The following is a 22,506-nucleotide window of genomic DNA, read 5'->3' on the forward strand; positions in this document are numbered from 1 at the left end:
CCCTTTCACGATCTGGCGACCTCACCCGTACATTTAAGTGAGGTCCGTACTATAGGCGTTGATGATTTTCTTGACGAGCGGATGACGGACGACGTCAGACGCACTGAAGTGTTCAAAGTGAATACCATCCACACCCTCTAACAAGTGTAATGCTTCCTGCAACCCCGATGCCTTGCCTTTCGGTAAATCGACTTGGGTCAAATCCCCTGTGACCACCATTTTCGATCCAAAACCGAGTCGCGTCAAAAACATCTTCATCTGTTCTTTTGTTGTATTCTGCGCTTCATCCAAGATGACGAACGCATCTTCCAACGTTCGTCCACGCATATAAGCGAGCGGAGCCACTTCAATCGTACCTCGTTCTAACAAACGGTTCGTCTGTTCCACCCCATACACATCAAATAGAGCATCATACAATGGGCGGAGATAGGGATCCACTTTTTCTTTTAGATCTCCCGGTAAAAATCCAAGGTTCTCTCCCGCTTCAACGGCAGGACGCGTCAAGATGATCCGTTTGACTTGCCCCTCTTTCAAGGCGCGTGCCGCAAGCACGACAGCCAGGTACGTTTTCCCTGTTCCGGCCGGTCCAATCCCAAAGACGAGATCACGTCGTTCAATCGCACGAACATACCGACTCTGCCCTACTGTCTTGGCACGGATCGGTTTCCCCTTATTCGTCGTGAAAACGACTCGTTCATAATGTTCGAGCAGTTCATCTCCCTTTCCGACTTGAATGTGCTGGATGACGCTGATGGCATCACTTTCATTTAGCCGGGCACCTTTCTTCACTAACGTCTGCAAGGTGATGATCACTTGTTTCGTTAATTCAAGAGCCTCAAGTGTGTCAGCTTGAATAATCAACTCCTCACCCCTTGGGATGAGTGCCACTTTCAATTCTGTTTCAATCGCCTGGAACACTTCATCTTTCGGTCCGAGTAAAGCTTGTGCCTCGTTCGCATGTTCCATGACGAATGGTATTTTATCAGTCATAATCAATGGATGCATTGCCCCCTCATTAAAATCGGATATTCCTCTTTTACTTTAGCACTATCACGCCTATCGTGAAAGAAAGACCGTGTAATTTCCACGCGCAAAAGGCAGTAACATGACGTTACTGCCTTCCGTTCACTTCTTCCGTTTCGAGATGGGAGGTTGTAGTACCTCACTCCAAATGACAGCTTCTCGCATTCGTTTTTGTGAAACGTTCAGTTGTCTCGGTTTCTTTTCCTGTTGAATCGGTGGAATTTTAACCGCTTGTTCGAATTGTGCGCTCACTTTCGGCATCTCGACTTGACGTTCACGTGGAGCCGGTCGTTCTTCTACCGTTCGAGCGACTCGACGTCTCACCTTTTGGGGTGCCGGTTTTTCGTCCGAGTCATCAAATGCCGTTTCAATCTCCTTCATGACGTCCCCTACCGAATCCAAATAGCGTTTCAGCTCACTGCTTTGAGGACGGTCTCCAGAGGACGATGACTTTTCGAGCCGCTTCATCACAGCAGAGGCGATTCCGAAGGCGGCTAACAAGAGTACCCAAAGTCCATCCATATCAATCACTCACTATCTGAATCAGAATCAACAGGTGCCCCGATTGCTTTTCTCATCTCGGTATCTGCTTGTACGTTCAAATAATTCACGTAGTCCATGACACCAAGTTTTCCGTTTCGCAACGCTTCTGCCATAGCGAGCGGAACTTCAGCTTCGGCTCCGACTACTTTTGCACGCATTTCTTCTACAGAAGATTTCATTTCTTGTTCGCGGGCAATCGCCATCGCACGGCGCTCTTCCGCCTTCGCTTGGGCGATTTTCTTATCCGCTTCTGCTTGGTCTGTTTGAAGGACCGCACCGATGTTCTTACCGATATCGATGTCGGCAATATCGATCGAAAGAATTTCAAATGCTGTTCCTGAATCTAACCCTTTTGTAAGGACAGTACGTGAAATCATATCAGGATTTTCTAACACGTGCTTATGATTGTTTTGTGAACCAATCGTTGAAACGACCCCTTCCCCGACACGTGCGATAATCGTTTCTTCCCCCGCACCACCGACGAGGCGGTCAATGTTTGCACGAACCGTGATCCGAGCTTTCGCTTTCACTTCAATCCCGTCCATTGCCACACCTGCGATGAATGGTGTCTCAATGACTTTCGGGTTAACAGACATCTGTACGGCCTCGAGTACGTTACGACCAGCCAAGTCAATGGCAGCGGCCCGTTCGAACGACAACTCAATATTCGCACGGTGAGCCGCAATCAATGCATTCACGACGCGGTCTACGTTACCACCCGCCAAGAAGTGACTTTCTAATTGGTTCGTATTTAACTCAATTCCTGCTTTAACCGCTTTAATCAACGGGTTCACAATTTTTGAAGGAATGACGCGACGTAGGCGCATCCCGATTAATGTGAAGATGGATACATGGACTCCTGCCGCAAACGAACTGATCCATAGTCCGACCGGTACAAACGTGAAGAACACAGCAAGCGCAATTAATCCTCCACCTGTAATGAGTAACGTTGTCAATATTTCTGGTGTCATTCTGTTACATCCTCCTTCGGTTCTATAAAGGTTCGAACGACAATCCGTCCTGAATCCACTTTATATACCTGAATTTTTGTATGCTGATCGAGATAGCCACCTTCTGTCACGACGTCAAGTCGTTCACCATCGATTTCGGCAGTTCCGGCCGGGCGAAGTGGTGTCAAGGTGACACCTATCTTCCCAAGAAGCTGTTTTCGATCCTCGTGGGACAAGTAACCTTTTTCAGTCGATGTCGAGTCCGTCAAAATCAGCCCTTTATAAATGAGCGGTCGATTCGTACTCAAACGGCGATACGCCCAAAATCCTAGACCTGTGAGTACGGCAGCCGCCAAACCAAGCGAGAGCCATAACTGTCCGATTGTCGCACCTGCCATAATCAAACTGGCAACGACTGCACCAATCCCGAGCAAACCGAACAATCCAAACCCTGCTACGAACACTTCAATTCCAAGAAGGACGACTCCGACAAAAAAGACAGTCAGAATCACTCCGAGACCAAATGTCATCGTCTTGCTACCCCCTTCCAAATTCAAAGCTATCTCCTATCTCTAGTGTATACGAAACGAGAATGAATGTGGTTTCAGAATACGCAAAAAAAGTAGAAACTTTCGGTCTCCCGAAAAGTTTCTACTTTCTCATCAATTCGTCAATTGTTGTTTGACGATTCGGTTCACAAGACCACCGTCTGCCTTGCCTTTAACTTGCGGCATGACGACGCCCATTACCTTACCCATATCTGATGGAGCGGCTGCGTTCGTCTGGGCAATAGCTGCTTGGACGATGGCGGTCACTTCATCTTCTGAAAGTTGTTCAGGCATATAGGCTTCTAGGACGACAATCTCTTCTGCTACTTTGGAAGCAAGGTCTTCACGACCAGCGCTTTCGAATTCTCGGAGGGAGTCTCTGCGCTGTTTCATCTCTCGGTTGAGCACCGTGAGTTCCTCTTCCTCGGTAAGATCTTGACGACCTAGTTTGATAGCCTCATTTTGGAGCGACGCTTTGACCATCCGGATCGTCGTAAGACGATCCTTTTGTTTCGCGCGCATGGCTTGCTTCATGTCGTCCGTCAAGCGTTCTTGAAGACTCATGAGCCAACACCCTCTCTACAAATGAAACTGGAATCAGAATTTCTTACGCTTACGCGCAGCTTCTGATTTCAATTTACGTTTTACGCTTGGCTTTTCGTAGTGACGACGTTTACGAACTTCGGCAAGTGTGCCATCTTTCGAAACACCGCGTTTGAAACGACGAAGAGCGTCTTCAAGCGATTCGTTTTTACGGACACGAGTTTCCACTAGTTTTCCCTCCCTCCGAATTACACGACTAAGGAAACGTGTTTCACACGTCATATCATATTATAGTGAAATTAAGTCGTGTGGTCAACCACTTATTAATAGTCGCTGTCTGAACGACCGCCAGTGACGATTGCGATACCAGCTGATGCCCCGATGCGTGTCGCACCAGCATCGATCATCGCTTTCGCACCTTCGAAGTCACGGACACCACCTGAAGCTTTTACGCCGATGTCAGGTCCGACCGTCTCGCGCATGAGACGAATGTCTTCGACTGTCGCGCCACCTGTTGAGAAACCAGTCGATGTTTTGACGAAGTCTGCTCCAGCTTTCACTGAAAGTTCGGCAGCTTTTTTGATTTCTTCTTTTGTGAGCATGCATGTTTCAAAAATGACTTTGACGAGTGTACCGTTTGCCGCTTCGACAACCGCACGGATGTCACGCTCTACGAGGTCGTAGTCGCCATCTTTGAGTGCTGCGATGTTGATGACCATGTCTACTTCATCTGCACCATTAGCAATCGCATCTTTTGTTTCGAACGCTTTTACTTCAGGCGTGTTAGCTCCAAGTGGGAAACCGATGACTGTACATACTTTGACATCATCATCTGACTTGAGTTGTTCTGCAGCATACTTGACCCATGTCGGGTTGACACAAACGCTTGCGAATTTATATTCGAGCGCTTCTGCACAAAGTGTTGTAACTTGATCTTTTGTTGTTTCAGCTTTTAAAGCTGTGTGGTCGATATAACGGGCTAATTCCATTATTCATTTCCTCCTCTGACAAATAAGTCTGACATCTAACATATTACCATGTTTTTTCGAGATGTAACAGCTTTCACATTCAAATCAACTGTCGACGTTTACGGGCGACGACCCAACTGTTCCAACTAAAGAAGAAAATAGCGAGCCAAATGCAGGTGAAGGCAAAGACATGATATGACGTGAACGGTTCATGGTACATGACGACCCCGATGATCAAGCTAAGTGTCGGTGCGATAAATTGAAGAAACCCGACAAGCGTGAACGGGATGTGCTGAGCTCCGTAACCAAACAACAATAGTGGAAGTGCCGTCACCACGCCTGTTCCGAGAAGCGCCACCCAAATCACCGGCGAGAGGTCCAAGGCAATTTTGTCTGTGACAATTTGATTCCCGAGGAAGAGCAATGCCACCGGGACCACCGCTAGCGTTTCGATTCCTAGGCTGACCGTTGAAGCAAGGGGACGGCGCTTCTTCACCATCCCATAAAACCCGAACGTACTCGCCAAGACGAATGAAATCCATGGGAACGTACCATACCCTAACGTCAAGACGAGGACGCCGATTGACGCAATTCCAACGGCCATCCATTGGACTCGATTTAATGATTCCCGAAAGACAAGCACCCCTAACACCATACTGACAAGGGGATTGATGTAGTACCCGAGAGACGCCTCAATAATATAGCCGTGATTAACAGCCCATATGTAGACAAACCAGTTTGTACTGACAATGAACCCGTTTAACATGAACGCGTTTCGCGTAGCACGGTGTCGAAGAGCGTAACCGAATTCTTTCCACTGATTTGTCCATCTTAGGACGAGCAAAATAAATAAAAAGGACCAAACGATTCGATGCGCCAAGATTTGACCACTCGGCACCTCTTGTAAAAATTTCCAATAAATCGGAAGGACGCCCCACATGACGTAGGCCCCGATTGTCGTCCATACTCCCTTATTCACACGTTCACCCGCTCTCTTACAAGTTAAAGACATTTTAGTCGATGAAAGACTCCCGATACAAGACTTTTGTCTCATGAAAAAAAGGCGCGAAATCGCGCCCTGACCGTTTATTGTTTCACTTGTTCAATTGCTGTTAATGCTTGTGCCAAGTCTTCGATCAAGTCATCAATGTCCTCAAGTCCGACCGAAATACGGACGAGCCCATCGGTGATGCCAAGTTCTGCTCTGCGTTCAGCTGGAATCGAGGCATGTGTCATGCGTGCCGGGACACTGATCAAACTCTCGACCGCACCTAAACTCTCTGCGAGCGTGAAGTATTTCGTCTTCGCGACCATCATTTCTGCCGCTTCCGCTGAACCGACATCGAATGCGATCATCCCACCGAATCCGCGTGCTTGCGATAAATGAATCCGCTTCGCTTCTTCACTCGATACACTTGGGTGGAGCACGCGTGATACAGACTCGTTCGACTGAAGAAATTCAACCAAGGCGCGTGCATTCGATTCAATCTCCTCCATCCGAACAGCTAGCGTCTTGATGCCGCGAACGACGAGGAAGCTGTCTTGTGGTCCAAGGACTGCGCCCACAGAGTTTTGAAGGAACGCCAACGCCTCGCCCTGCTCTTCCGTACGCGCGACAACAAGTCCGGCCACGACGTCACTATGTCCGCCTAAGTACTTCGTGGCACTGTGAAGGACGTAGTCTGCTCCGAGATCGATCGGATTTTGGAAGTAAGGCGTCATAAACGTATTGTCCACAACGAGTAACACATCTGCCTCGTCGGCGATCGCACGCATCGCCCGAATATCCGTCACGTTTAAAAGCGGATTGGTCGGCGTCTCGACATAAATCATTTTCGTGTTCGCTTGAAGCGCATCCCGAACCGCTGTTTCATCGGATGTATCGACAAAAGTTGCTTCCAAGCCTCGTGACTGAAATACTCGATTGAATACACGGTATGTTCCTCCATATACATCAGACCCGACGATGACGTGGTCTCCAGATTTCAATAACATAAGCACCGTCGAGATGGCTGCCATCCCAGATCCGAATGCAAAACCTTGTACGCCGCCTTCGATATCGGCAATCAATGTTTCTAGAGCCGTTCGTGTCGGGTTTGCTGAGCGCGAATATTCATATCCTTCGCGCAAGTTGCCAATCCCGTCTTGCTTATACGTGCTCGTTTGATAAATCGGTGGTGTGACGGCCCCTGTCAATGGGTCTGTCGTTTTACCACCGTGAATGAGTGCTGTCTTTGTACGCATGTTCTGCCTCCTTGACAATTCCTTGACTTAAATATCGTTCTGCACTATCAGGCAAGATGGTGACAATCGTGCCTTCCGTCAATTGATTCGCTTCTTTTACACATGCTGCAATGGCAGCGCCTGAAGAACTACCGATGAGCAAACCTTCCTGTTTCGCTAAATGTGCCACGTAGTAGAAGGCTTCCTCATCTGTAATGGTATGAATCGCATCGACGTAAGCCCTCTCCAAAAAGGGTGGCCATTTTTCGACGCCGATTCCTTCTGTTTTATGTGGTCCTGGTTCACCGCCATTCAAAATGGAACCGACCGGCTCCACGACGACAGTTTTCGTTCCAAGTGGCTTTAATGATTTGGCGACACCGGTGAATGTTCCACCTGACCCCGCTCCCGCTACAAATACGTCAATTTGTGGCACATCTTTCAATAACTCATGGGAAAGAATGTCGACGTAAGCATCCGGGTTGTCGGGATTCGAGAACTGTTCTGGGACATAGGCGTCATGTTCTTTAGCCAACTCAATGGCATGTGCAATCGCACCCTTCATGCCGAGTTCGGTCGGCGTGTTGACGACGGTCGCTCCAAGCAGTCGCATCAACGCCTGCTTCTCTTGACTGAACTTTTCCGGGGTCACAGTGATGAGACGGATGTCATATCGCTGACAAGCGAGTGCAAGCCCAATTCCTGTGTTCCCGGCTGTCGGCTCAATGACCGTGCCACCTGAAGCGATATCGCCACGCTCGATCGCCCGTTCAATTAAGTTCATCCCGAGTCGGTCTTTGACACTTCCACCCGGATTCATCATCTCGAGCTTCCCGTACACTTTGACATTCGCTGGTACAGGAAGCGATCGAAGTTCAATGAGCGGTGTGTCCCCGATGAGTTCATAGACGTCACGGACAATCATCTTACGCTTCGTCCTTGAAGACGATATGCCACTCGTCACGTTTCGCGAGCATGTCAGCAGCTAATTTCTTAGCTCCTTCAAAATCATGATGGTTCGCATTCCCACATTGAACAGGGTTTTGCGCCGGTAGTTCCTCAGCGTTCATCGCATCACGCAGCGTCGCTTCCACGAGATCAAGCATTCGTTCGTAGTTCCCATCATTGAGCATCGTCCAATAGAAGCCTGTCTGGCAGCCCATCGGCGAGATGTCGACGATGTCTTCAGAATGATTACGACTGTTCTCGGCAATCAAATGTTCAAGTGAATGAACCGCGCGCATCGGCATAAGTCCTTCGTTCGGTTGAATGAAACGAATATCGTATTTATAAATCGTGTCAGCCGTCCCTTCTTTCACACCAGCGAGACGAACAAATGGCGCCTGTACTTTCGTATGATCCAAGTTAAAGCTTTCAACATTATATGTTTTCATGAGTAATTCCTCCTCGTTATTTAGTGGCTATTACGAGCCAGACAAACTTATTTTTCTGCGTCATCGTCACGTTGTATCCGTTCGCTTCTAACATGGAACGAATCGTTGACGTATACGGATAGTATTCACGATTTAAGTCTTCGACGAGGTCCGAGTACCCCTTCGTCGTCGCCCAATCGATGATGTTCTGACGAGCTGCTGGTGACTCAAACATCGTATCAAGCAACACGAACTTCGGATGTTCCCAGTCTTCGACGTATTGACCGATCGCTGTGGCCTTTTCAGAATCTGTCAAGTGGTGAAACGCATATGACGATACGATCGTATCCACATTTGATAAATCCGGATAAGAGAGGAAATCGCCTTCGAGCACATCAATCCCCAATTTTTCAACAGCAATCTGTCGCATTTCCGGCGAAGGTTCAATCGCAATAAACGGATGCCCCTTTATAATTCGACTACTCAAGTTTCCTGTTCCGACACCAAATTCAAGTACCGTCCCTTCGACATATAGGGCAACCTCATCGAGCATTTGCTCATATCCGATGAACACTTCGTGATATTGCTCATCATGCCCCTCGACCGTCGTATCATAATCCTTTGCCCAATCCTTAAAGATATCCATGAATGGTAAGTTCATATCGCTACCCCAATCTTAATTCTTACTAATTTGATATGTTTTATTGGTATTTAACTTTAACGTTACATTAACAGGTTTTTTTATTCATTTCAAGTCATTCGCTAGATTCTCGCATCACATCTAGTTGGATATAGGCCTTATGTGTTAGGTCTTTAGTAATTGTCAGAACATTAAAATTTGTGCAAAAACACTTACCTATTTTACAAATAAATCCACTCTTTTTCATCTGATTAGCGATATGATAGTTCTCAATGTGAGTATATGCTTTATTTTTTACAGGTAATAACAAATTTTAGGGGGTCTATACGTTGTCACGAAAAAAAATCTATTTAAACGCTTCACTCGCTACATGTATCGCCTTATCACCTGCACTGATTCAAGCTGGAACAACGTCTGTTTCAGCAGAAGCTTCTGTTAAACCGAAACTGGTTCTAGAGAAGAAACAGAAAAAAGTTCGCGTTGTTGTCGAGCTCGTCGGTGATCCTGCCATTGCTGAAGCCGCTCAAAAAGGAAAGAAATTTAACGAATTGACAAAATCGGAACAAAATAAGGCACAACAATCTGTTCAATCAGAGCAAAAACGTGCTAAATCAGCCTTAAAGAAACAAGGCGTGACCGCTACACCGATTGAAGAATTCACGACCGTCTTTAACGGTTTCTCAACTTTCCTATCAACGAGTGAAATCGCGAAGGTCGAAGCACTTCCTGAAGTGGCGACTGTTCACATCGTCAACGAGTACGAGCGCCCTGAAGTCAAACCGGACATGATCACGAGTAATGGCATGGTTCAAGCCGAACAAACATGGGGAGATTACGGGTTCGCTGGAGAAGGTACTGTCGTTGCCGTCATCGATTCAGGGATTGATGCCAACCACCGTGATTACCGTATTACAGATGCAAAAACAGCAGAATTGACAAAATCAGAAGTCAATCAGGCCATTACAGCATTCGGTCTCCCGGGTGAATATGTGAACGAGAAAGTTCCATACGCATATAACTACTACGATGAGAACGATGACATCAAAGACGATTCACCTGGCGCTTCTATGCATGGACAACACGTTTCTGGAACGGTTGCCGCCAACGGTGACTTGGAAAACGGTGGAATCAAAGGGGTCGCACCGGAAGCACAAATTTTAGGATTAAAAGTATTCAGTAACGATCCGAACTATGCCTCTACATATGGAGATATCTACATCAAAGCAATCGATGATGCCATCAAACTCGGTGCCGACGTCATCAACATGAGTCTCGGCTCAACAGCCGGCTTCGTCGATACCGATTCGCCAGAACAACAAGCTGTTCAACGTGCCGTCGACAATGGAATCTTTATGTCGATTTCTGCCGGGAACTCCGCATACTTTGGTCACGGATTCGACTTACCGACTGCTTCAAACCCAGATACAGGTGTCGTCGGGGCACCGAGTGTCAGCCAAGCATCGACATCGGTCGCGTCCCTAGAGAATGATCAAATTCAATTGGACGCATTCCTTGTTGGGGATGAAAAGATTGGATGGAAGAAACAAGACGGCCCTGCCTTCAAGGAAGGAACGTATGACCTCGTGTATGTCGGAGACGGGCAACCGGAGAATTATGAAGGAAAAGACGTGAAAGGAAAACTCGTCCTCGCTGTTCGCGACGGCGGATATTTCTACTCGAAGATTCAAAAAACAGCTGAAGCACAAGGTGCAGCAGGTGTCATCGTACGTGGTGCGGTCGGACACGGTGATTATGTCTCGATGGCTCTCGATCAACCTCAAATCCCGATGGCTTCACTCAGCATTCAGGATGGAAATGAACTGAAAGACAAATTAGCTGAAGGTCCTCTTCAATTAACGTTTGCCGGTGACCGAATCAGCGTCAACAACCGGTCTGCCGGGGCGATGTCTGATTTCACATCGTGGGGCGTCACACCGAACCTTGATTTCAAACCAGAGCTTTCGGCACCAGGCGGACAAATTTTCTCAACGTTTAACGATAACCAATACGGGTTGATGAGCGGAACGTCAATGGCAGCACCACACGTTGCCGGAGGGGCGGCCCTTGTCTTAGAACGTGTGGACCGTGACTTCAAATTAAGTGGAAAGGCACGCGTTACGATGGCGAAGAACTTGATGCTCAACACATCGAAGCCTGTCACGGATATCGGACCGTATAACCAAGAGTTACAACAGTCACTCCCTTACTCACCACGTCGTGCCGGAGCTGGACTCATGCAACTGCATGCAGCCGTGACTTCACCGGCAGTGGCATATGAGAAGAAAACGAAAGAAGCAAAAGTTGCGTTAAAAGAATTGACGAAGAGTAAGGCATCGTTCACAGTCGTCGTCGAGAACCTCTCGAATGAATCGTTGACTTATGATGTGACCGCATCGTTACAAACGGACCTCGCTGTCAAAAACAAAGATGGAATCGTTCAAAACGCGATGGAAGCTCAAGCGCTCGAGCAAGCCATCGTAAAAATCAACGGATCGAATTCAAGTAAAGTCACATTGAAAGCCAAACAGAAAAAAGAAATCACTGTCTCAATCGATGTTTCGAAAGCAAAAGTCTTGAATCCAGAGACGTTAGAAGGCACAGTATCTGCCAAATCGGTCTTTGAGAACGGCTATTTCGTCGACGGGTTCCTTCGTTTGACTGACCCGAACGGCACAGACGGTCACCCATCTCTCGTCGTTCCATTCGTTGGTTTCGAAGGAGACTGGGGCAAGGCGCCGATCTTTGACGAAACCATTTATGGAGAAGGTGCATTCTACGGCGTGTCTGGATTGGTCGATGCAGAGGGTAACTACTTAGGTGAAAAGCTAGATGAGTCTGTGGCTCGTGAGGCAGTTGCCATCTCACCAGATGGAGACGGGTCAAAAGACACGGCGACTCCGGTCTTCTCGCTATTACGTAATGCAAAAGATATCAAATATCGTATTGTTGACTCGAAAGGAAACGTCCTTCGCACCCTCAAGATGGAAGACGAATTGACGAAGAACTACTTCGATGGTGGAAGTGGCGATTACTACTATTACGCAGCGGATAATGCTTGGGATGGAAAATTGAATGGGAAGATGGCGCCAAAAGGCACATATTACTATGAAATCGAAGCAAGCATCGACTACATGAAGAAACAAGCTCAATCGCTACGCATCCCTGTCAAAGTAGATTATACGGACCCACGCTTCACGCTTCGTTGGGACGACAACGTAGCAAGCGTCAAAGCGTCGGATGACTTTGCTGGAATCAACGGCATCGAATTCCTCATCAACGGCGAAGTTGTGAAGAAAGAAGCATCCGATACAGCGAACTACACACTCGATACACAGCTCGAACCAACGGACCAGCTCTCAGTTCGCGTGTCCGATAATGCCGGGAACGTGATCACCCGAAATGTCTCTACTGAAAACGATGCGACGAAACCAGGGATTTTTGTCGATGCACCTTTAGCATTGTCTCCATACGGTTCATCCCTCGTGCCGATCATCGGACAAATTAAAGATTCATCTGAGATTGCGTCATTCATGGTTGATGGAGTCGAGGTACCACTTAAATATGACACGACTGCTGACCAATACACGTTTAATACGACACGGAAATATAAAGACGGCTTCCATAAAGTTCGTTTTATGGCAGAAGACACGGCTGGAAACGTGACGAACTTCGTCCGTCCGATTTTCGTCGACTCCACGAAAGCCACGTTATCGGTTACGAACGTACCGAAAAACGTATCGTCTAAACAGAAGTCAGTCAACGTGAAAGTTAAGGTGACGGATAACTTTGATGAGATCAAGCTTCGTGTCAACGGGGACTTGAAATGGAGTCATACGTTGAAGGAACCTTATGCGATGCGTGCCTTCTCACGCACAGGAACCATCACACTTCCTGTTACAGCGAAAGGGAAAAACACCTTCACATTTGAAGTGACTGACCTCGCTGGAAACGTGACGAAGAAAGTGATTACAATCAACAAAAAATAAACGACACAAAACAACGGATGACCTCATTGAGGTCATCCGTTTTCGTGTCGTTCATTCAGTTCAAGTGCGAACGAGATCGCAGACAATGCATAGAGTGGAGCCGTCTCAGACCGAAGGATACGTGGTCCGAACGCGCAAGCGACCGCTCCCGCCTGAGTCCATTGACTGATTTCTGTTGAATCGAAGCCGCCTTCTGGGCCCGTGATGACGAGAAGACGCTGTTTCGCCTTCAATTGACTCAACAATTGCGCGAATGCAGACTGCTCGCCATCTTTTGCCGACTCCTCATACGCGATAATGACGGCATCATAGGCATCCATTTTCTGATGGAGCTCTTTCGGAGAGATATACGAGCAAGTCGGTACCACGGCACGATAAGATTGTTCAGCCGCTTCTTGCATAATCTTTTGAATCCGCTCCACTTTTTTCGGAGCTTTTTTTCCGTCCCACTTGGCAATCGAGCGGGTCGATTCGAACAATAACAGATGATGGACGCCAAGCTCAGTTGCTTTTTGGGCGACGAGCTCGACTTTGTCCCCTTTCGGGAGTGCGTACGCCAAAGTGACCTCGATTGGCAATTCCGTCGTCGACTGGCGCGATGACATGACTTTTGCTTCTCCGCTTTTTTTCTCCAGCGATGTCACTTCACAGGCATATTCAATACCTGTACCGTCCAATAAGACCATTTCATACCCGGGACCTTGTCGTAAGACTGTCCCGATGTGATGGACTACATCAGAGGGAAGTGTAACCGTGTCTCCTTTGAACGCTTCTGGTGTCAGGAAGTATCGTTGCATGGCTTATCCCTTCTTCGCGATAATCGCAACCCAGTCTTCCATCACACGCGTCTCTTCAATCTCGAAACCAGCTGCGACCAATGCATCCGTCACTTCAGCCCGCTTCTCTCCGATAATACCGGAAGTAATGAAGCGTCCACCTGATTTCGTGCGAGCATAGGCGTCTTCGATGAAGAGGAGAATGACATCAGCGAGAATGTTCGCCACGACCAACTCATATTCTCCTTCGACACCTTTCAGAAGATCGCCCGTGTCGACTTGAACGAGTTCGCCTACTCCGTTCGTTTCCACGTTTTGACGAGCTGCTTCAACGGCGACCGAATCCAAATCTAGCGCCTTCACGCTTGTCGCGCCAAGTTTTGCTGCCGCAATCGACAAGACCCCAGATCCTGTTCCGACGTCAATGACGTGATCACCCGCCTGGATATAGTTCTCAATCGCTTGAATGCAAAGCATCGTCGTCGGGTGAGTTCCCGTACCGAACGCCATGCCTGGGTCAAGCAAAATCACGTTCTCCTCCGGTTGTGGAGTGTACTCTTCCCATAGCGGAACGATGGTCAGCTGTTGTGAGATTTTGACCGGCTTGTAATACTGCTTCCAAGAATGTGCCCAGTCCTCTTCATCAATTTCCACGACCTCGACTTCCCCTGAACCGATATCAAGCATCTGGCGAAGTCGCTCAATTTCTTTTTTCAGATTCGACAGCACATCCTGGAAATCTGCAGAAGCCGGGATATAGGCTTTGACGTGCACTCCAGAGGTTGGATACGTTTCGCGATCTGAAACGTCCCAAATCTCTCCGAAATGGTCTTCTGCCATCATTCGGTCGAAATCTTCGACGTCCTCGATGACGACACCTTGTGCCCCCACTTCATGTAATAAATTCGATACGGCTTCTACCGCAAGTTGTGTCGTGTGGACACAAATTTCAGACCATTTCATCGCTCGTACACACTCCTTTTAGTGACTAAAGAACTTTTTCATTTTTTGGAACATACCATGTTCCTCTTCGACACCTGACTCACCGCTAATCTCTTCAAATTCACGAAGCAATTCTTTTTGACGGTCAGTCATGTTCTTCGGCGTCATCACGATGACACTGACATACTGGTCGCCATTTGCACCTCCGCGCACACTCGGCATCCCTTTTCCGCGTAAACGGAATTTTGAACCGGTTTGTGTACCCGCAGGCACTTTCAAGCTCACATTTCCGTGAACTGTCGGTACTTCGATTTCCGCACCGAGAGCAGCCTGGGCGAATGTGATTGGCATATCCATTGCGATATGTTGGTCGACACGTTCAAAGATCTCATGTGCTCTGACGCGAACGACGACGTACAAGTCCCCTGCTGGTCCACCGTTCACGCCTGGACCACCCTTGCCAGAGAGACGAATCTGTTGACCGTTATCGATACCGGCTGGGATTTTGACCTCGACCGTTTGTTTCTTCTTCACGTGACCTGAGCCATGGCAAGTCGGGCATTTTTCTTTAATCGTCTTACCACTTCCGTGACACTTGCTACATGGACGTTGATTAACCATACGACCGAGAATCGTGTTCTGTTCGACCGTCTCGACACCGCTGCCGCCACATTGGTTACACGTTTCTGGCTTCGTTCCAGGTTTCGCACCACTACCCATACATGTGTCACATTCGACTTCGATTTCGAGTTCGATGGTCTCTGTCTTTCCAGTCACACTCTCCATGAAGTCGAGGTCGACGACATATTGATAATCTTCCCCGCGACGCGGTGCGTTCGGGTCCTGACGGCGTCCACCGCCTCCAAAGAACATGTCAAAGATATCACCAAATCCGCCTTGGAAGTCGCCTCCTCCTCCGAATTGGTTCGCTCCTTCAAAACCGAATCGGTCATATTGTGCCCGTTTCTGTTCGTCTGAAAGCACTTCGTACGCTTCACCGATCTCTTTGAACTTATCCGCTGCATCTGCCTCTTGGTTGATGTCCGGGTGATATTGACGGGCCAATTTCCGGTATGCCCGCTTGATGTCTTGTGCCGAGGCCGACTTATCGAGCCCGAGCACTTCATAATAATCTCGTTTCGCCACTATTCTCGCTCCTATCTTCTCGATCTTCGTATCGATTTTACCGATTCTACCTTAACATGGAAAGAGCCAAAGCAGAAACCTGCTTTGGCGCTCTCCTTTACAACAGCTGTTTATTTACGGTCGTCAAGATCCTCAAACTCTGCGTCCACGACATCATCGTCCTGTTTCGCATCTGCTTGTGGTTCTGCGCCTTCAGCACCTTGCTGTTCAGCCATTTTAGCATATACTTTTTGCGTCAACTCTTGAACGACAGCTGACAATTCGTCTTTGGCTGTACGGATCGCCTCAAGGTCTGAACCTTCGAGAGCAGTTTTTGCTTTTTCTTTCGCAGCTTCTGCTTTTTCTTTGTCCGCTTCTTCCACTTGCTCACCAAGGTCCTTGATGGCCTTGTCTGTCGCGAAGACGAGTTGGTCTGTTTCGTTGCGAAGTTCCGCTTCTTCTTTACGTTGGTTATCTGCTTCTGCGTTCGCTTCGGCTTCTTTCACCATACGCTCGATTTCCGCCTCATCGATACCTGAAGAAGATTGGATTGTGATCGATTGTTCTTTGTTCGTACCGAGGTCTTTCGCCGATACGTGAACGATTCCGTTTGCATCGATATCGAATTTAACTTCGATTTGTGGCACACCACGTGGTGCTGGTGGAATGTCCGTCAATTGGAAGCGACCAAGTGTCTTGTTGTCTGGTGCCATCGGACGTTCCCCTTGAAGGACGTGGATGTCAACAGCAGGCTGGTTATCGGCAGCAGTCGAGAATACTTGTGATTTCGATGTCGGGATTGTCGTGTTGCGATCGATGAGTTTCGTCATCACGCCACCCATTGTCTCGATACCGAGCGAGAGCGGAGTCACGTCGAGAAGAACGACATCTTTCACGTCCCCAGCAAGAACTCCACCTTGAATGGCTGCACCGAGTGCAACAACTTCATCCGGGTTTACCCCTTTGAATGGCTCTTTCTTCGTGAAGTCGTGGATTGCTTTTTGAACGGCAGGGATACGAGTCGAACCACCGACGAGAATGATCTTATCGAGGTCAGACGGCGTGAGTCCTGCATCTTTCAAAGCACGACGCGTCGGTTCCATTGTGCGCTCGACAAGGTCAGCCGTCAATTCTTCAAACTTCGCACGTGTGAGTGTCATCTCCAAGTGGAGGGGACCTGCTTCACCTGCTGTGATGAACGGAAGGCTGATGTGTGCGCTTGTAACGCCTGAAAGGTCTTTCTTCGCTTTTTCAGCAGCATCTTTCAAACGTTGAAGTGCCATCTTGTCTTTTCCGAGGTCGATGCCGTTCTCTTTTTTGAATTCTGCAACGAGATAGTCGATCACTTTTTGGTCGAAGTCATCTCCACCGAGACGGTTGTCACCAGCTGTAGCGACAACTTCGAATACACCATCACCAAGCTCAAGAATCGACACGTCGAACGTACCGCCACCGAGGTCATAGATTAAGATCGTGTGGTCTTCACCTTTATCTAATCCGTATGCGAGTGCAGCAGCTGTCGGCTCGTTGATGATTCGTTTAACATCAAGTCCAGCGATCTTACCAGCATCTTTTGTCGCTTGACGCTCCGCATCGTTGAAGTATGCAGGAACTGTGATGACCGCTTCCGTGACTGTTTCACCGAGGTAGTCTTCCGCATCCTTTTTCAACTTCTGCAAAATGATTGCCGAGATTTCTTGTGGTGTGAATTTCTTGCCGTCTACATCAACTGTATGCGATGTTCCCATGTGACGTTTGATTGATTGGATCGTGTTCGGGTTCGTGATGGCCTGACGTTTCGCGACCTCACCGACTTGACGCTCTTCTCCTTTGAATGCGACAACCGAAGGAGTCGTACGGTTACCTTCTGCGTTTGAGATGACGACTGCTTCGCCACCTTCCATTACTGCCACACATGAGTTTGTAGTCCCTAAGTCAATACCGATAATTTTACCCATCGTTTATTCCTCCGTCTCGTTAAGTAGTGTTATTCTGCAACTTTTACCATGCTTGGGCGAATGACTCGACCATGCATCGTGTAACCTTTTTGAAGCTCCATCGTCACAATGCCTGACTCGAACTCGTCGCTCGGTTCTTGCATGACTGCTTGATGGAAGTTCGGGTCGAACGGTTGTCCAACTGCTTCAATCGCTTCGACTTGCTCAGCATTTAATACGTCTAGCAGTTGACGATGAATCATGTCCACTCCCGATTGAATCTGCTTCGCATCTTCTGAAGTTGCATTTACTTGAAGTGCACGCTCAAAGTTATCAATGAGCGGAATCAATTTTTCAATGACAGACTGTGAAGCAAACTTGACACGTTTTGCGTTTTCTTCGTTCGTCCGACGACGGAAGTTGTCAAAGTCGGCACGAATGCGGAGCTCGCTCGCTTTCAACGCTTCGATTTCTTTTTGTAAGTCCGTCCCCTCAGAACTTTCTTCCACAATCTCAGCATTTAAAACCTCATCTTCATTTGATTCAGTTGACTCGTTCTCTTCTGTCTGTGCCGAATCTACAGATTTTTCTTCAAGCACTTCTTCTTGCTCATGCCCGTTTTGATGATCTGCTGTCATAGTAAAACTCCTTTCCGTCATTCATCTAATTTCGTGCGTCGCAACGCTTCGATAATTTGTCCCATCATTTGGACACCATGACGGTAATCCATCCGGGTCGGACCAATCATGGCAATCGTTCCGAATGTTTTTCCATCTAGTGTATAATCCGAAGTGATGACACTACAATTTTGAAGGGCGACAATTCCGTTCTCGCTCCCAATGCTCACATAAATCTCGCGATTTGGCAACGATTCGAGCCAATGTGTCAATCGTTCCTGTTCGTCAATCCATTCTAGAAATGGACGTAGCGTCTCGAGCGTCTGAAATTCGGGTTGGTTGAAGATCTTCTTCTTGCCTCCTAGATAAAGCGAGGATGGCGTTTGAATCCCAACCGTCGATTGAATCAGTTGCATCATGTTCTCGTACTGCTGTCGCTGCGCGAGCTGCAATTTAGCAACTTCTTCTCCGATTCGGACTTTTAGCTGTCCAATCGATGTTCCGACAAGTCGATCGTTTAACAATCGAATCGTTTCCTCGATGACGTCAGGAGCGACACGTGATTCAAACATGACGGTTCGATGTTCGACATGACCTTGATCTGTGACAATGAGAACGACACCCCGTCGCTCATCTAATGGCATAAAGTCCACACGTGCCAATGTTTCCATTTGACTGTTTGGACCGAGGGCGACCGTTGTATAATTGGTCAAATCAGAAAGGAGATCAGCAGCTTGGCGAATCAGGATTTCAGACTCTTTAGAAGATTGTTTTAAACGCTCTTCTAGACGACCTGTTTCCCGCTCGTCAATGATCTGTTTCTCGACGAGATGGTCCACATAATATCGATATCCGATTTCGGATGGGATTCGACCAGCGGAAGTATGCGGTTTCTCAATCAACCCCATGTCTTCTAAATCGGCCATATCGTTCCGAATCGTCGCCGAGCTAAATGTTAAGTCATCTCGCTTTGACAACGTACGTGAACCGACCGGTTGGGCTGTCTGAATGTAATCGTCAATAATGGCTCGAAGAATGAGCAATTGTCGATCGGTCAGCACAACATCACTCCTCTCTGAAAAAATTACCCCACTTTATTAGCACTCATATTTAACGAGTGCTAATCACACTTCAAATATTATCATGTTCTCACAATATGTCAATTCATACACTCGGATTTTTTCACCTTTTTTACGAACGGCAAACCTGAAAAAGAAGAATCGTTTCGTTATGATAGAACGTGAGGTGATGAAATGTTTACAACAAAACAATTTGACGTATTTAAGCAGGACGGACTCGACGAACGAATGTCTGGCATCCGCTCAGATATTCAACCGCTCTTCCACCGGATATATGACGAGGTCGGGCCAGAGCTCGAGGCCGATGTCGGAATCCCCCTTTACCTTCACGTCGCGAAACACGCACGACGTACGGTGAATCCACCGAAAGATACATGGATGGCGATTTGCCACGACAAACGAGGGTACAAAAAACATCCACACTTACAAGTTGGGCTGTTTGACGATCGTGTCTTCATTTGGCTTGCGTTCATTTATGAGATGCCAAACAAGGACGCCATCGCGAAACATTTACAACAAATCGATTTGAAATCGACATTCCCCGATTTCCATATCGCGGGTGACCATATGAAAAAAGAGGCGTTCCTAGTCGAAGATACGTCAAATGAAGACATTCAATCGCTACTTGAGCGATTCGGTACTGTTAAAAAGGCTGATTTCTTGATTGGCCGACAACTTCCCGCCGATGCATCGATTCTTCAAAACGAAGATGCATTTCTTGCATTAGTAGAAGATACATTTGGTCGGCTCACACCGCTCTATCGCGACCTCGTTTTGTAACATACAAAATGGACAAATCCCTCGTGAGGGATTTGTCCATTTTTTATGACTCGGTATGTTGAAGTTTTGCTTCTCCGATAAAGGCGGCAAAGGCCTCATTGGCGAGCGGCAAACCGGACGCCGTTAGACGGATATGTGTGTCCGTCCGTTCAATCAACGATTTTTTCACCAACTCTTCGATGACGTGACCGAACACCTCATCGAGCGATGCCCCATATTTCTGTTCAAATGTCTGAAGTGAGACACCGGCACGCATACGTAGTCCGAGGAACAACTCTTCTTCCATTTTTTCCACTTCTTCAAGCTCCGTCACCCGTTTCACAGGGATGCCTTCTGCTTTAATATAGTGAGGAATCGGAGCGATATTGGCACGGCGTGTCCCGTTCAAATAACTGTGCGCACCGGCTCCAAATCCATAGTACTCTTCATTGCGCCAATACACTTGATTATGACGGCTCTCTCTTCCAGGCAAGCCATAGTTGGAGATCTCATATTGTTTGAGACCATGACGTTCAAGCGTTTCCATCACTTTCAAGTACATTTCGACTTCAACATCTTCCCCCGGTAAACGGAGCTTCCCTTTTCGATCTTGAATCGCGAATACGGTATGCGGTTCGAGGATCAACGAATAAGAGGATACATGTTGAATCGGTAATTGAAGTGCCAACTCTAAATCACGATCAATTTGTTCAAGCGTTTGTTCCGGAAGACCGAACATAAGATCAATCGAGATGTTATCAAAGCGTTTTGCCGCTTCGTTCACCGTCTCGAACACATCATCCGCCCGATGCGTTCGTCCGATGCGCTCGAGTCCACCATCATCAAACGTCTGGACACCGAAACTAAGTCGGTTGACGCCGCCCGCTTTCATCGTGTCGAGTTTTTCGGCACTCACAAAGTTCGGGTTCGCTTCGACAGAATACTCCAAGTCGGCTGACGCAAGTGGCAGAAGGTGTTGACGAACCATATCCATCAGGCGCGCCATCTGTTCCTCATTGAGCGCGGTCGGTGTCCCGCCACCGATAAAGATGGTATCAATCCGATCAGTCGGAAACGCCTCGAGCGTCAACTCCATCTCTCGTTCTAATGCATCTAAATATTCATCAACAGGTTGATTTTTTAGAAACACCTTGTTGAAATCACAGTAATAACAAATATGTTCACAAAATGGAATGTGAAGATATACGGCTTTAGCCAATTTCGGCCACCCCTTTCTTCTCTTTCCATTTATAACGCTTTTCGTCCGTTCTTTCCAGCCTGCGCCATCAGTCGAACCGATGAATGAAGAGACCACTCTTTAATTTCGGTTCGAACCAGGTCGATTTCGGGGGCATCTGTCCACCCTCATCCGCTACGTGCATCAGCTGTGTCATCAGCGTCTCATGACACGTGAACAGCATTCGGTCCGGCTCTAGAGTCAGCTTCTCTAATTCCACGACCGTCTTGTTTCCACCGACAAAATCGATTCTCGCATCTGTCCGAATATCCTCCACGTTGAAATATGGCGTCAGAATATCCCGTTGTAGGATGGCAACGTCAAGACTAGGGTCCTCTTGCCGCTTCGTCAACTTATAATACTTCCCTCGATAGGCGACTCCGAAGACGCCATGTTCTTTCGGCAGGACAAGACCATCCTCCTCATCGATTACATACGAGAAAGAGAGTCCTTCTAACATATTTTCTACTTCTTCTGGAGCAATCGCTGTCATCACTCGATGATACGGCAAAATCGTCAACTCATCACTCGGGAAAAGGACACCTAAAAAATGTGTGCGTTCGTTCTTTTGAGAGGGGTCTCCACCCATTCCGGAAACGACAGCCGCCGCTTTCGCGCGATGATGACCATCTGCGATATAGATTGACGGGATTGTCGCGCCAATCATCATGACACGGGCAAGGTCTCGGCTCGGAATCATGAACCCTTCGTGCACCACTCCACGATCATCGGTAAATGAGAATAATGGTTCTTCTTCCGTTGCATTGCTTAAAATTTGTTTGAGACTTTCATGCGGTGGATGACTGAGTAAAATGGGACCGGTGTGCGCACTCGTCGCTCGGACATGTTCAACGCGTTCCCGTTCTTTCACTTCCCTAGTGTGTTCATGAATCTTGATTCGACCGACTTCATAGTCCGCGACTGAAAATGTGGCGACTAGACCGGTTTGCTGACGCCCTTTCCGTGTCAGTCGATAGACGTAAAATCCACTCGGACGAACCGTCAGTTCGTTTTCATAAAGATGATCTAGCTCCTGACGGGCAAGCTGCCCCCAATCTTCAAGTGAAAGGTTTTCTTGAAGTGCTTCTGGTTTATCTACTTTTAAAAATGAGTTCGGTTGCCTAGCGATGATTGCCCTTGCTTCTTCTACCGAAACGATATCGTACGGGTCTGCAGCAACATCTTCAGGGTGTATTGGCATATATGGGCTAAACGGTTTAAATACGACCATCATATC

Annotated in this window: 22 protein-coding genes; 2 read left to right on the forward strand and 20 right to left on the reverse strand. The window is 47.7% G+C overall.

Going from position 1 to position 22,506, the window contains the following annotated elements; translation table 11 throughout:
- Positions 1–33: 33 nt before the first annotated feature.
- From KNO90_RS02135 to KNO90_RS02190, 12 genes are all read right to left on the reverse strand, one after another.
- Positions 34–1,005, reverse strand: a complete 972-nt coding sequence (locus KNO90_RS02135) for a PhoH family protein (protein ID WP_012726651.1) — start codon at positions 1,003–1,005, stop codon at positions 34–36.
- Positions 1,006–1,125: 120 nt separating this feature from the next.
- Complete coding sequence (locus KNO90_RS02140; protein ID WP_214775093.1) at positions 1,126–1,545, reverse strand: hypothetical protein; 420 nt, start codon at positions 1,543–1,545, stop codon at positions 1,126–1,128.
- A gap of 5 nt (positions 1,546–1,550) precedes the next feature.
- Positions 1,551–2,537 carry a flotillin-like protein FloA gene (gene floA / locus KNO90_RS02145; protein WP_214741237.1) on the reverse strand — a complete coding sequence of 329 codons (987 nt, stop codon included), beginning with the start codon at positions 2,535–2,537 and terminating at the stop codon, positions 1,551–1,553.
- The gene (locus tag KNO90_RS02150; RefSeq protein WP_251127303.1) at positions 2,534–3,073 is read right to left on the reverse strand and encodes an NfeD family protein; all 540 of its coding nucleotides are present in this window, start codon (positions 3,071–3,073) and stop codon (positions 2,534–2,536) included. Before KNO90_RS02150 ends, floA begins: the two co-directional genes overlap by 4 nt.
- Before the next feature lie 105 nt (positions 3,074–3,178).
- Positions 3,179–3,628 (reverse strand): GatB/YqeY domain-containing protein, encoded by a 450-nt coding sequence (locus KNO90_RS02155; RefSeq protein ID WP_074036596.1) that lies wholly within the window; start codon positions 3,626–3,628, stop codon positions 3,179–3,181.
- Positions 3,629–3,661: 33 nt separating this feature from the next.
- Complete coding sequence (gene rpsU, locus KNO90_RS02160) at positions 3,662–3,856, reverse strand: 30S ribosomal protein S21 (RefSeq protein WP_029334745.1); 195 nt, start codon at positions 3,854–3,856, stop codon at positions 3,662–3,664.
- 74 nt (positions 3,857–3,930) lie between these two features.
- Positions 3,931–4,596, reverse strand: a complete 666-nt coding sequence (gene deoC / locus KNO90_RS02165; protein WP_214741243.1) for a deoxyribose-phosphate aldolase — start codon at positions 4,594–4,596, stop codon at positions 3,931–3,933.
- A gap of 79 nt (positions 4,597–4,675) precedes the next feature.
- Complete coding sequence (gene rarD / locus KNO90_RS02170) at positions 4,676–5,554, reverse strand: EamA family transporter RarD (RefSeq protein WP_215112918.1); 879 nt, start codon at positions 5,552–5,554, stop codon at positions 4,676–4,678.
- A gap of 107 nt (positions 5,555–5,661) precedes the next feature.
- Entirely contained in the window at positions 5,662–6,819 is a 1,158-nt protein-coding gene (locus tag KNO90_RS02175) for a bifunctional cystathionine gamma-lyase/homocysteine desulfhydrase (RefSeq protein WP_215112919.1), read from the reverse strand.
- Positions 6,785–7,723 (reverse strand): PLP-dependent cysteine synthase family protein, encoded by a 939-nt coding sequence (locus KNO90_RS02180; protein WP_215112920.1) that lies wholly within the window; start codon positions 7,721–7,723, stop codon positions 6,785–6,787. The genes KNO90_RS02175 and KNO90_RS02180 overlap by 35 nt, the downstream gene beginning before the upstream one ends.
- Before the next feature lies 1 nt (position 7,724).
- A complete protein-coding gene (locus tag KNO90_RS02185; RefSeq protein ID WP_012726660.1) occupies positions 7,725–8,192 on the reverse strand; it encodes an S-ribosylhomocysteine lyase in 468 nt (155 codons plus the stop codon).
- Positions 8,193–8,208: 16 nt separating this feature from the next.
- Positions 8,209–8,832: a class I SAM-dependent methyltransferase gene (locus KNO90_RS02190; protein ID WP_215112921.1), complete on the reverse strand. Its 624-nt coding sequence runs from the start codon at positions 8,830–8,832 to the stop codon at positions 8,209–8,211.
- A gap of 308 nt (positions 8,833–9,140) precedes the next feature.
- Between KNO90_RS02190 and KNO90_RS02195 the strand changes: the two genes are divergently transcribed.
- The gene (locus tag KNO90_RS02195) at positions 9,141–12,797 is read left to right on the forward strand and encodes a S8 family serine peptidase (protein ID WP_215112922.1); all 3,657 of its coding nucleotides are present in this window, start codon (positions 9,141–9,143) and stop codon (positions 12,795–12,797) included.
- A gap of 32 nt (positions 12,798–12,829) precedes the next feature.
- Here KNO90_RS02195 and KNO90_RS02200 read toward each other — a convergent pair whose 3' ends face one another.
- The 6 genes from KNO90_RS02200 to hrcA form a co-directional block, all read right to left on the reverse strand.
- Complete coding sequence (locus tag KNO90_RS02200; protein WP_215112923.1) at positions 12,830–13,594, reverse strand: 16S rRNA (uracil(1498)-N(3))-methyltransferase; 765 nt, start codon at positions 13,592–13,594, stop codon at positions 12,830–12,832.
- A gap of 3 nt (positions 13,595–13,597) precedes the next feature.
- The gene (gene prmA / locus KNO90_RS02205; protein ID WP_214741256.1) at positions 13,598–14,536 is read right to left on the reverse strand and encodes a 50S ribosomal protein L11 methyltransferase; all 939 of its coding nucleotides are present in this window, start codon (positions 14,534–14,536) and stop codon (positions 13,598–13,600) included.
- Between the two features lie 18 nt (positions 14,537–14,554).
- On the reverse strand, positions 14,555–15,661 hold the full coding sequence (gene dnaJ, locus KNO90_RS02210; protein WP_214741258.1) for a molecular chaperone DnaJ: 1,107 nt from the start codon (positions 15,659–15,661) through the stop codon (positions 14,555–14,557).
- A 110-nt stretch (positions 15,662–15,771) separates the two neighbouring features.
- Positions 15,772–17,598, reverse strand: a complete 1,827-nt coding sequence (dnaK, locus tag KNO90_RS02215) for a molecular chaperone DnaK (protein ID WP_215112924.1) — start codon at positions 17,596–17,598, stop codon at positions 15,772–15,774.
- A 29-nt stretch (positions 17,599–17,627) separates the two neighbouring features.
- On the reverse strand, positions 17,628–18,215 hold the full coding sequence (gene grpE / locus KNO90_RS02220) for a nucleotide exchange factor GrpE (RefSeq protein WP_214741262.1): 588 nt from the start codon (positions 18,213–18,215) through the stop codon (positions 17,628–17,630).
- A gap of 17 nt (positions 18,216–18,232) precedes the next feature.
- Positions 18,233–19,255: a heat-inducible transcriptional repressor HrcA gene (gene hrcA, locus KNO90_RS02225; RefSeq protein WP_215112925.1), complete on the reverse strand. Its 1,023-nt coding sequence runs from the start codon at positions 19,253–19,255 to the stop codon at positions 18,233–18,235.
- Between the two features lie 192 nt (positions 19,256–19,447).
- Between hrcA and KNO90_RS02230 the strand changes: the two genes are divergently transcribed.
- Positions 19,448–20,053 (forward strand): DUF1054 domain-containing protein, encoded by a 606-nt coding sequence (locus KNO90_RS02230; RefSeq protein ID WP_214741266.1) that lies wholly within the window; start codon positions 19,448–19,450, stop codon positions 20,051–20,053.
- Between the two features lie 43 nt (positions 20,054–20,096).
- Here KNO90_RS02230 and hemW read toward each other — a convergent pair whose 3' ends face one another.
- Both hemW and KNO90_RS02240 read right to left on the reverse strand, forming a co-directional pair.
- The gene (gene hemW, locus KNO90_RS02235; RefSeq protein WP_215112926.1) at positions 20,097–21,251 is read right to left on the reverse strand and encodes a radical SAM family heme chaperone HemW; all 1,155 of its coding nucleotides are present in this window, start codon (positions 21,249–21,251) and stop codon (positions 20,097–20,099) included.
- A gap of 67 nt (positions 21,252–21,318) precedes the next feature.
- A complete protein-coding gene (locus tag KNO90_RS02240; RefSeq protein ID WP_215112927.1) occupies positions 21,319–22,500 on the reverse strand; it encodes a DUF1015 domain-containing protein in 1,182 nt (393 codons plus the stop codon).
- Positions 22,501–22,506: the final 6 nt, after the last annotated feature.

This window comes from Exiguobacterium sp. s63 (assembly GCF_018617335.1).
Lineage (GTDB): Bacteria > Bacillota > Bacilli > Exiguobacteriales > Exiguobacteriaceae > Exiguobacterium.

Coding starts and splice junctions, on each gene's coding strand:
- KNO90_RS02135 (WP_012726651.1), bottom strand. CDS start 1,005: ATGCATCCATTGATTATGACTGATAAAATACCATTCGTCATGGAACAT.
- KNO90_RS02140 (WP_214775093.1), bottom strand. CDS start 1,545: ATGGATGGACTTTGGGTACTCTTGTTAGCCGCCTTCGGAATCGCCTCT.
- floA (WP_214741237.1), bottom strand. CDS start 2,537: ATGACACCAGAAATATTGACAACGTTACTCATTACAGGTGGAGGATTA.
- KNO90_RS02155 (WP_074036596.1), bottom strand. CDS start 3,628: ATGAGTCTTCAAGAACGCTTGACGGACGACATGAAGCAAGCCATGCGC.
- deoC (WP_214741243.1), bottom strand. CDS start 4,596: ATGGAATTAGCCCGTTATATCGACCACACAGCTTTAAAAGCTGAAACA.
- KNO90_RS02175 (WP_215112919.1), bottom strand. CDS start 6,819: ATGCGTACAAAGACAGCACTCATTCACGGTGGTAAAACGACAGACCCA.
- KNO90_RS02180 (WP_215112920.1), bottom strand. CDS start 7,723: ATGATTGTCCGTGACGTCTATGAACTCATCGGGGACACACCGCTCATT.
- KNO90_RS02185 (WP_012726660.1), bottom strand. CDS start 8,192: ATGAAAACATATAATGTTGAAAGCTTTAACTTGGATCATACGAAAGTA.
- KNO90_RS02190 (WP_215112921.1), bottom strand. CDS start 8,832: ATGAACTTACCATTCATGGATATCTTTAAGGATTGGGCAAAGGATTAT.
- KNO90_RS02200 (WP_215112923.1), bottom strand. CDS start 13,594: ATGCAACGATACTTCCTGACACCAGAAGCGTTCAAAGGAGACACGGTT.
- prmA (WP_214741256.1), bottom strand. CDS start 14,536: ATGAAATGGTCTGAAATTTGTGTCCACACGACACAACTTGCGGTAGAA.
- dnaK (WP_215112924.1), bottom strand. CDS start 17,598: ATGGGTAAAATTATCGGTATTGACTTAGGGACTACAAACTCATGTGTG.
- grpE (WP_214741262.1), bottom strand. CDS start 18,215: ATGACAGCAGATCATCAAAACGGGCATGAGCAAGAAGAAGTGCTTGAA.
- KNO90_RS02230 (WP_214741266.1), top strand. CDS start 19,448: ATGTTTACAACAAAACAATTTGACGTATTTAAGCAGGACGGACTCGAC.
- KNO90_RS02240 (WP_215112927.1), bottom strand. CDS start 22,500: ATGGTCGTATTTAAACCGTTTAGCCCATATATGCCAATACACCCTGAA.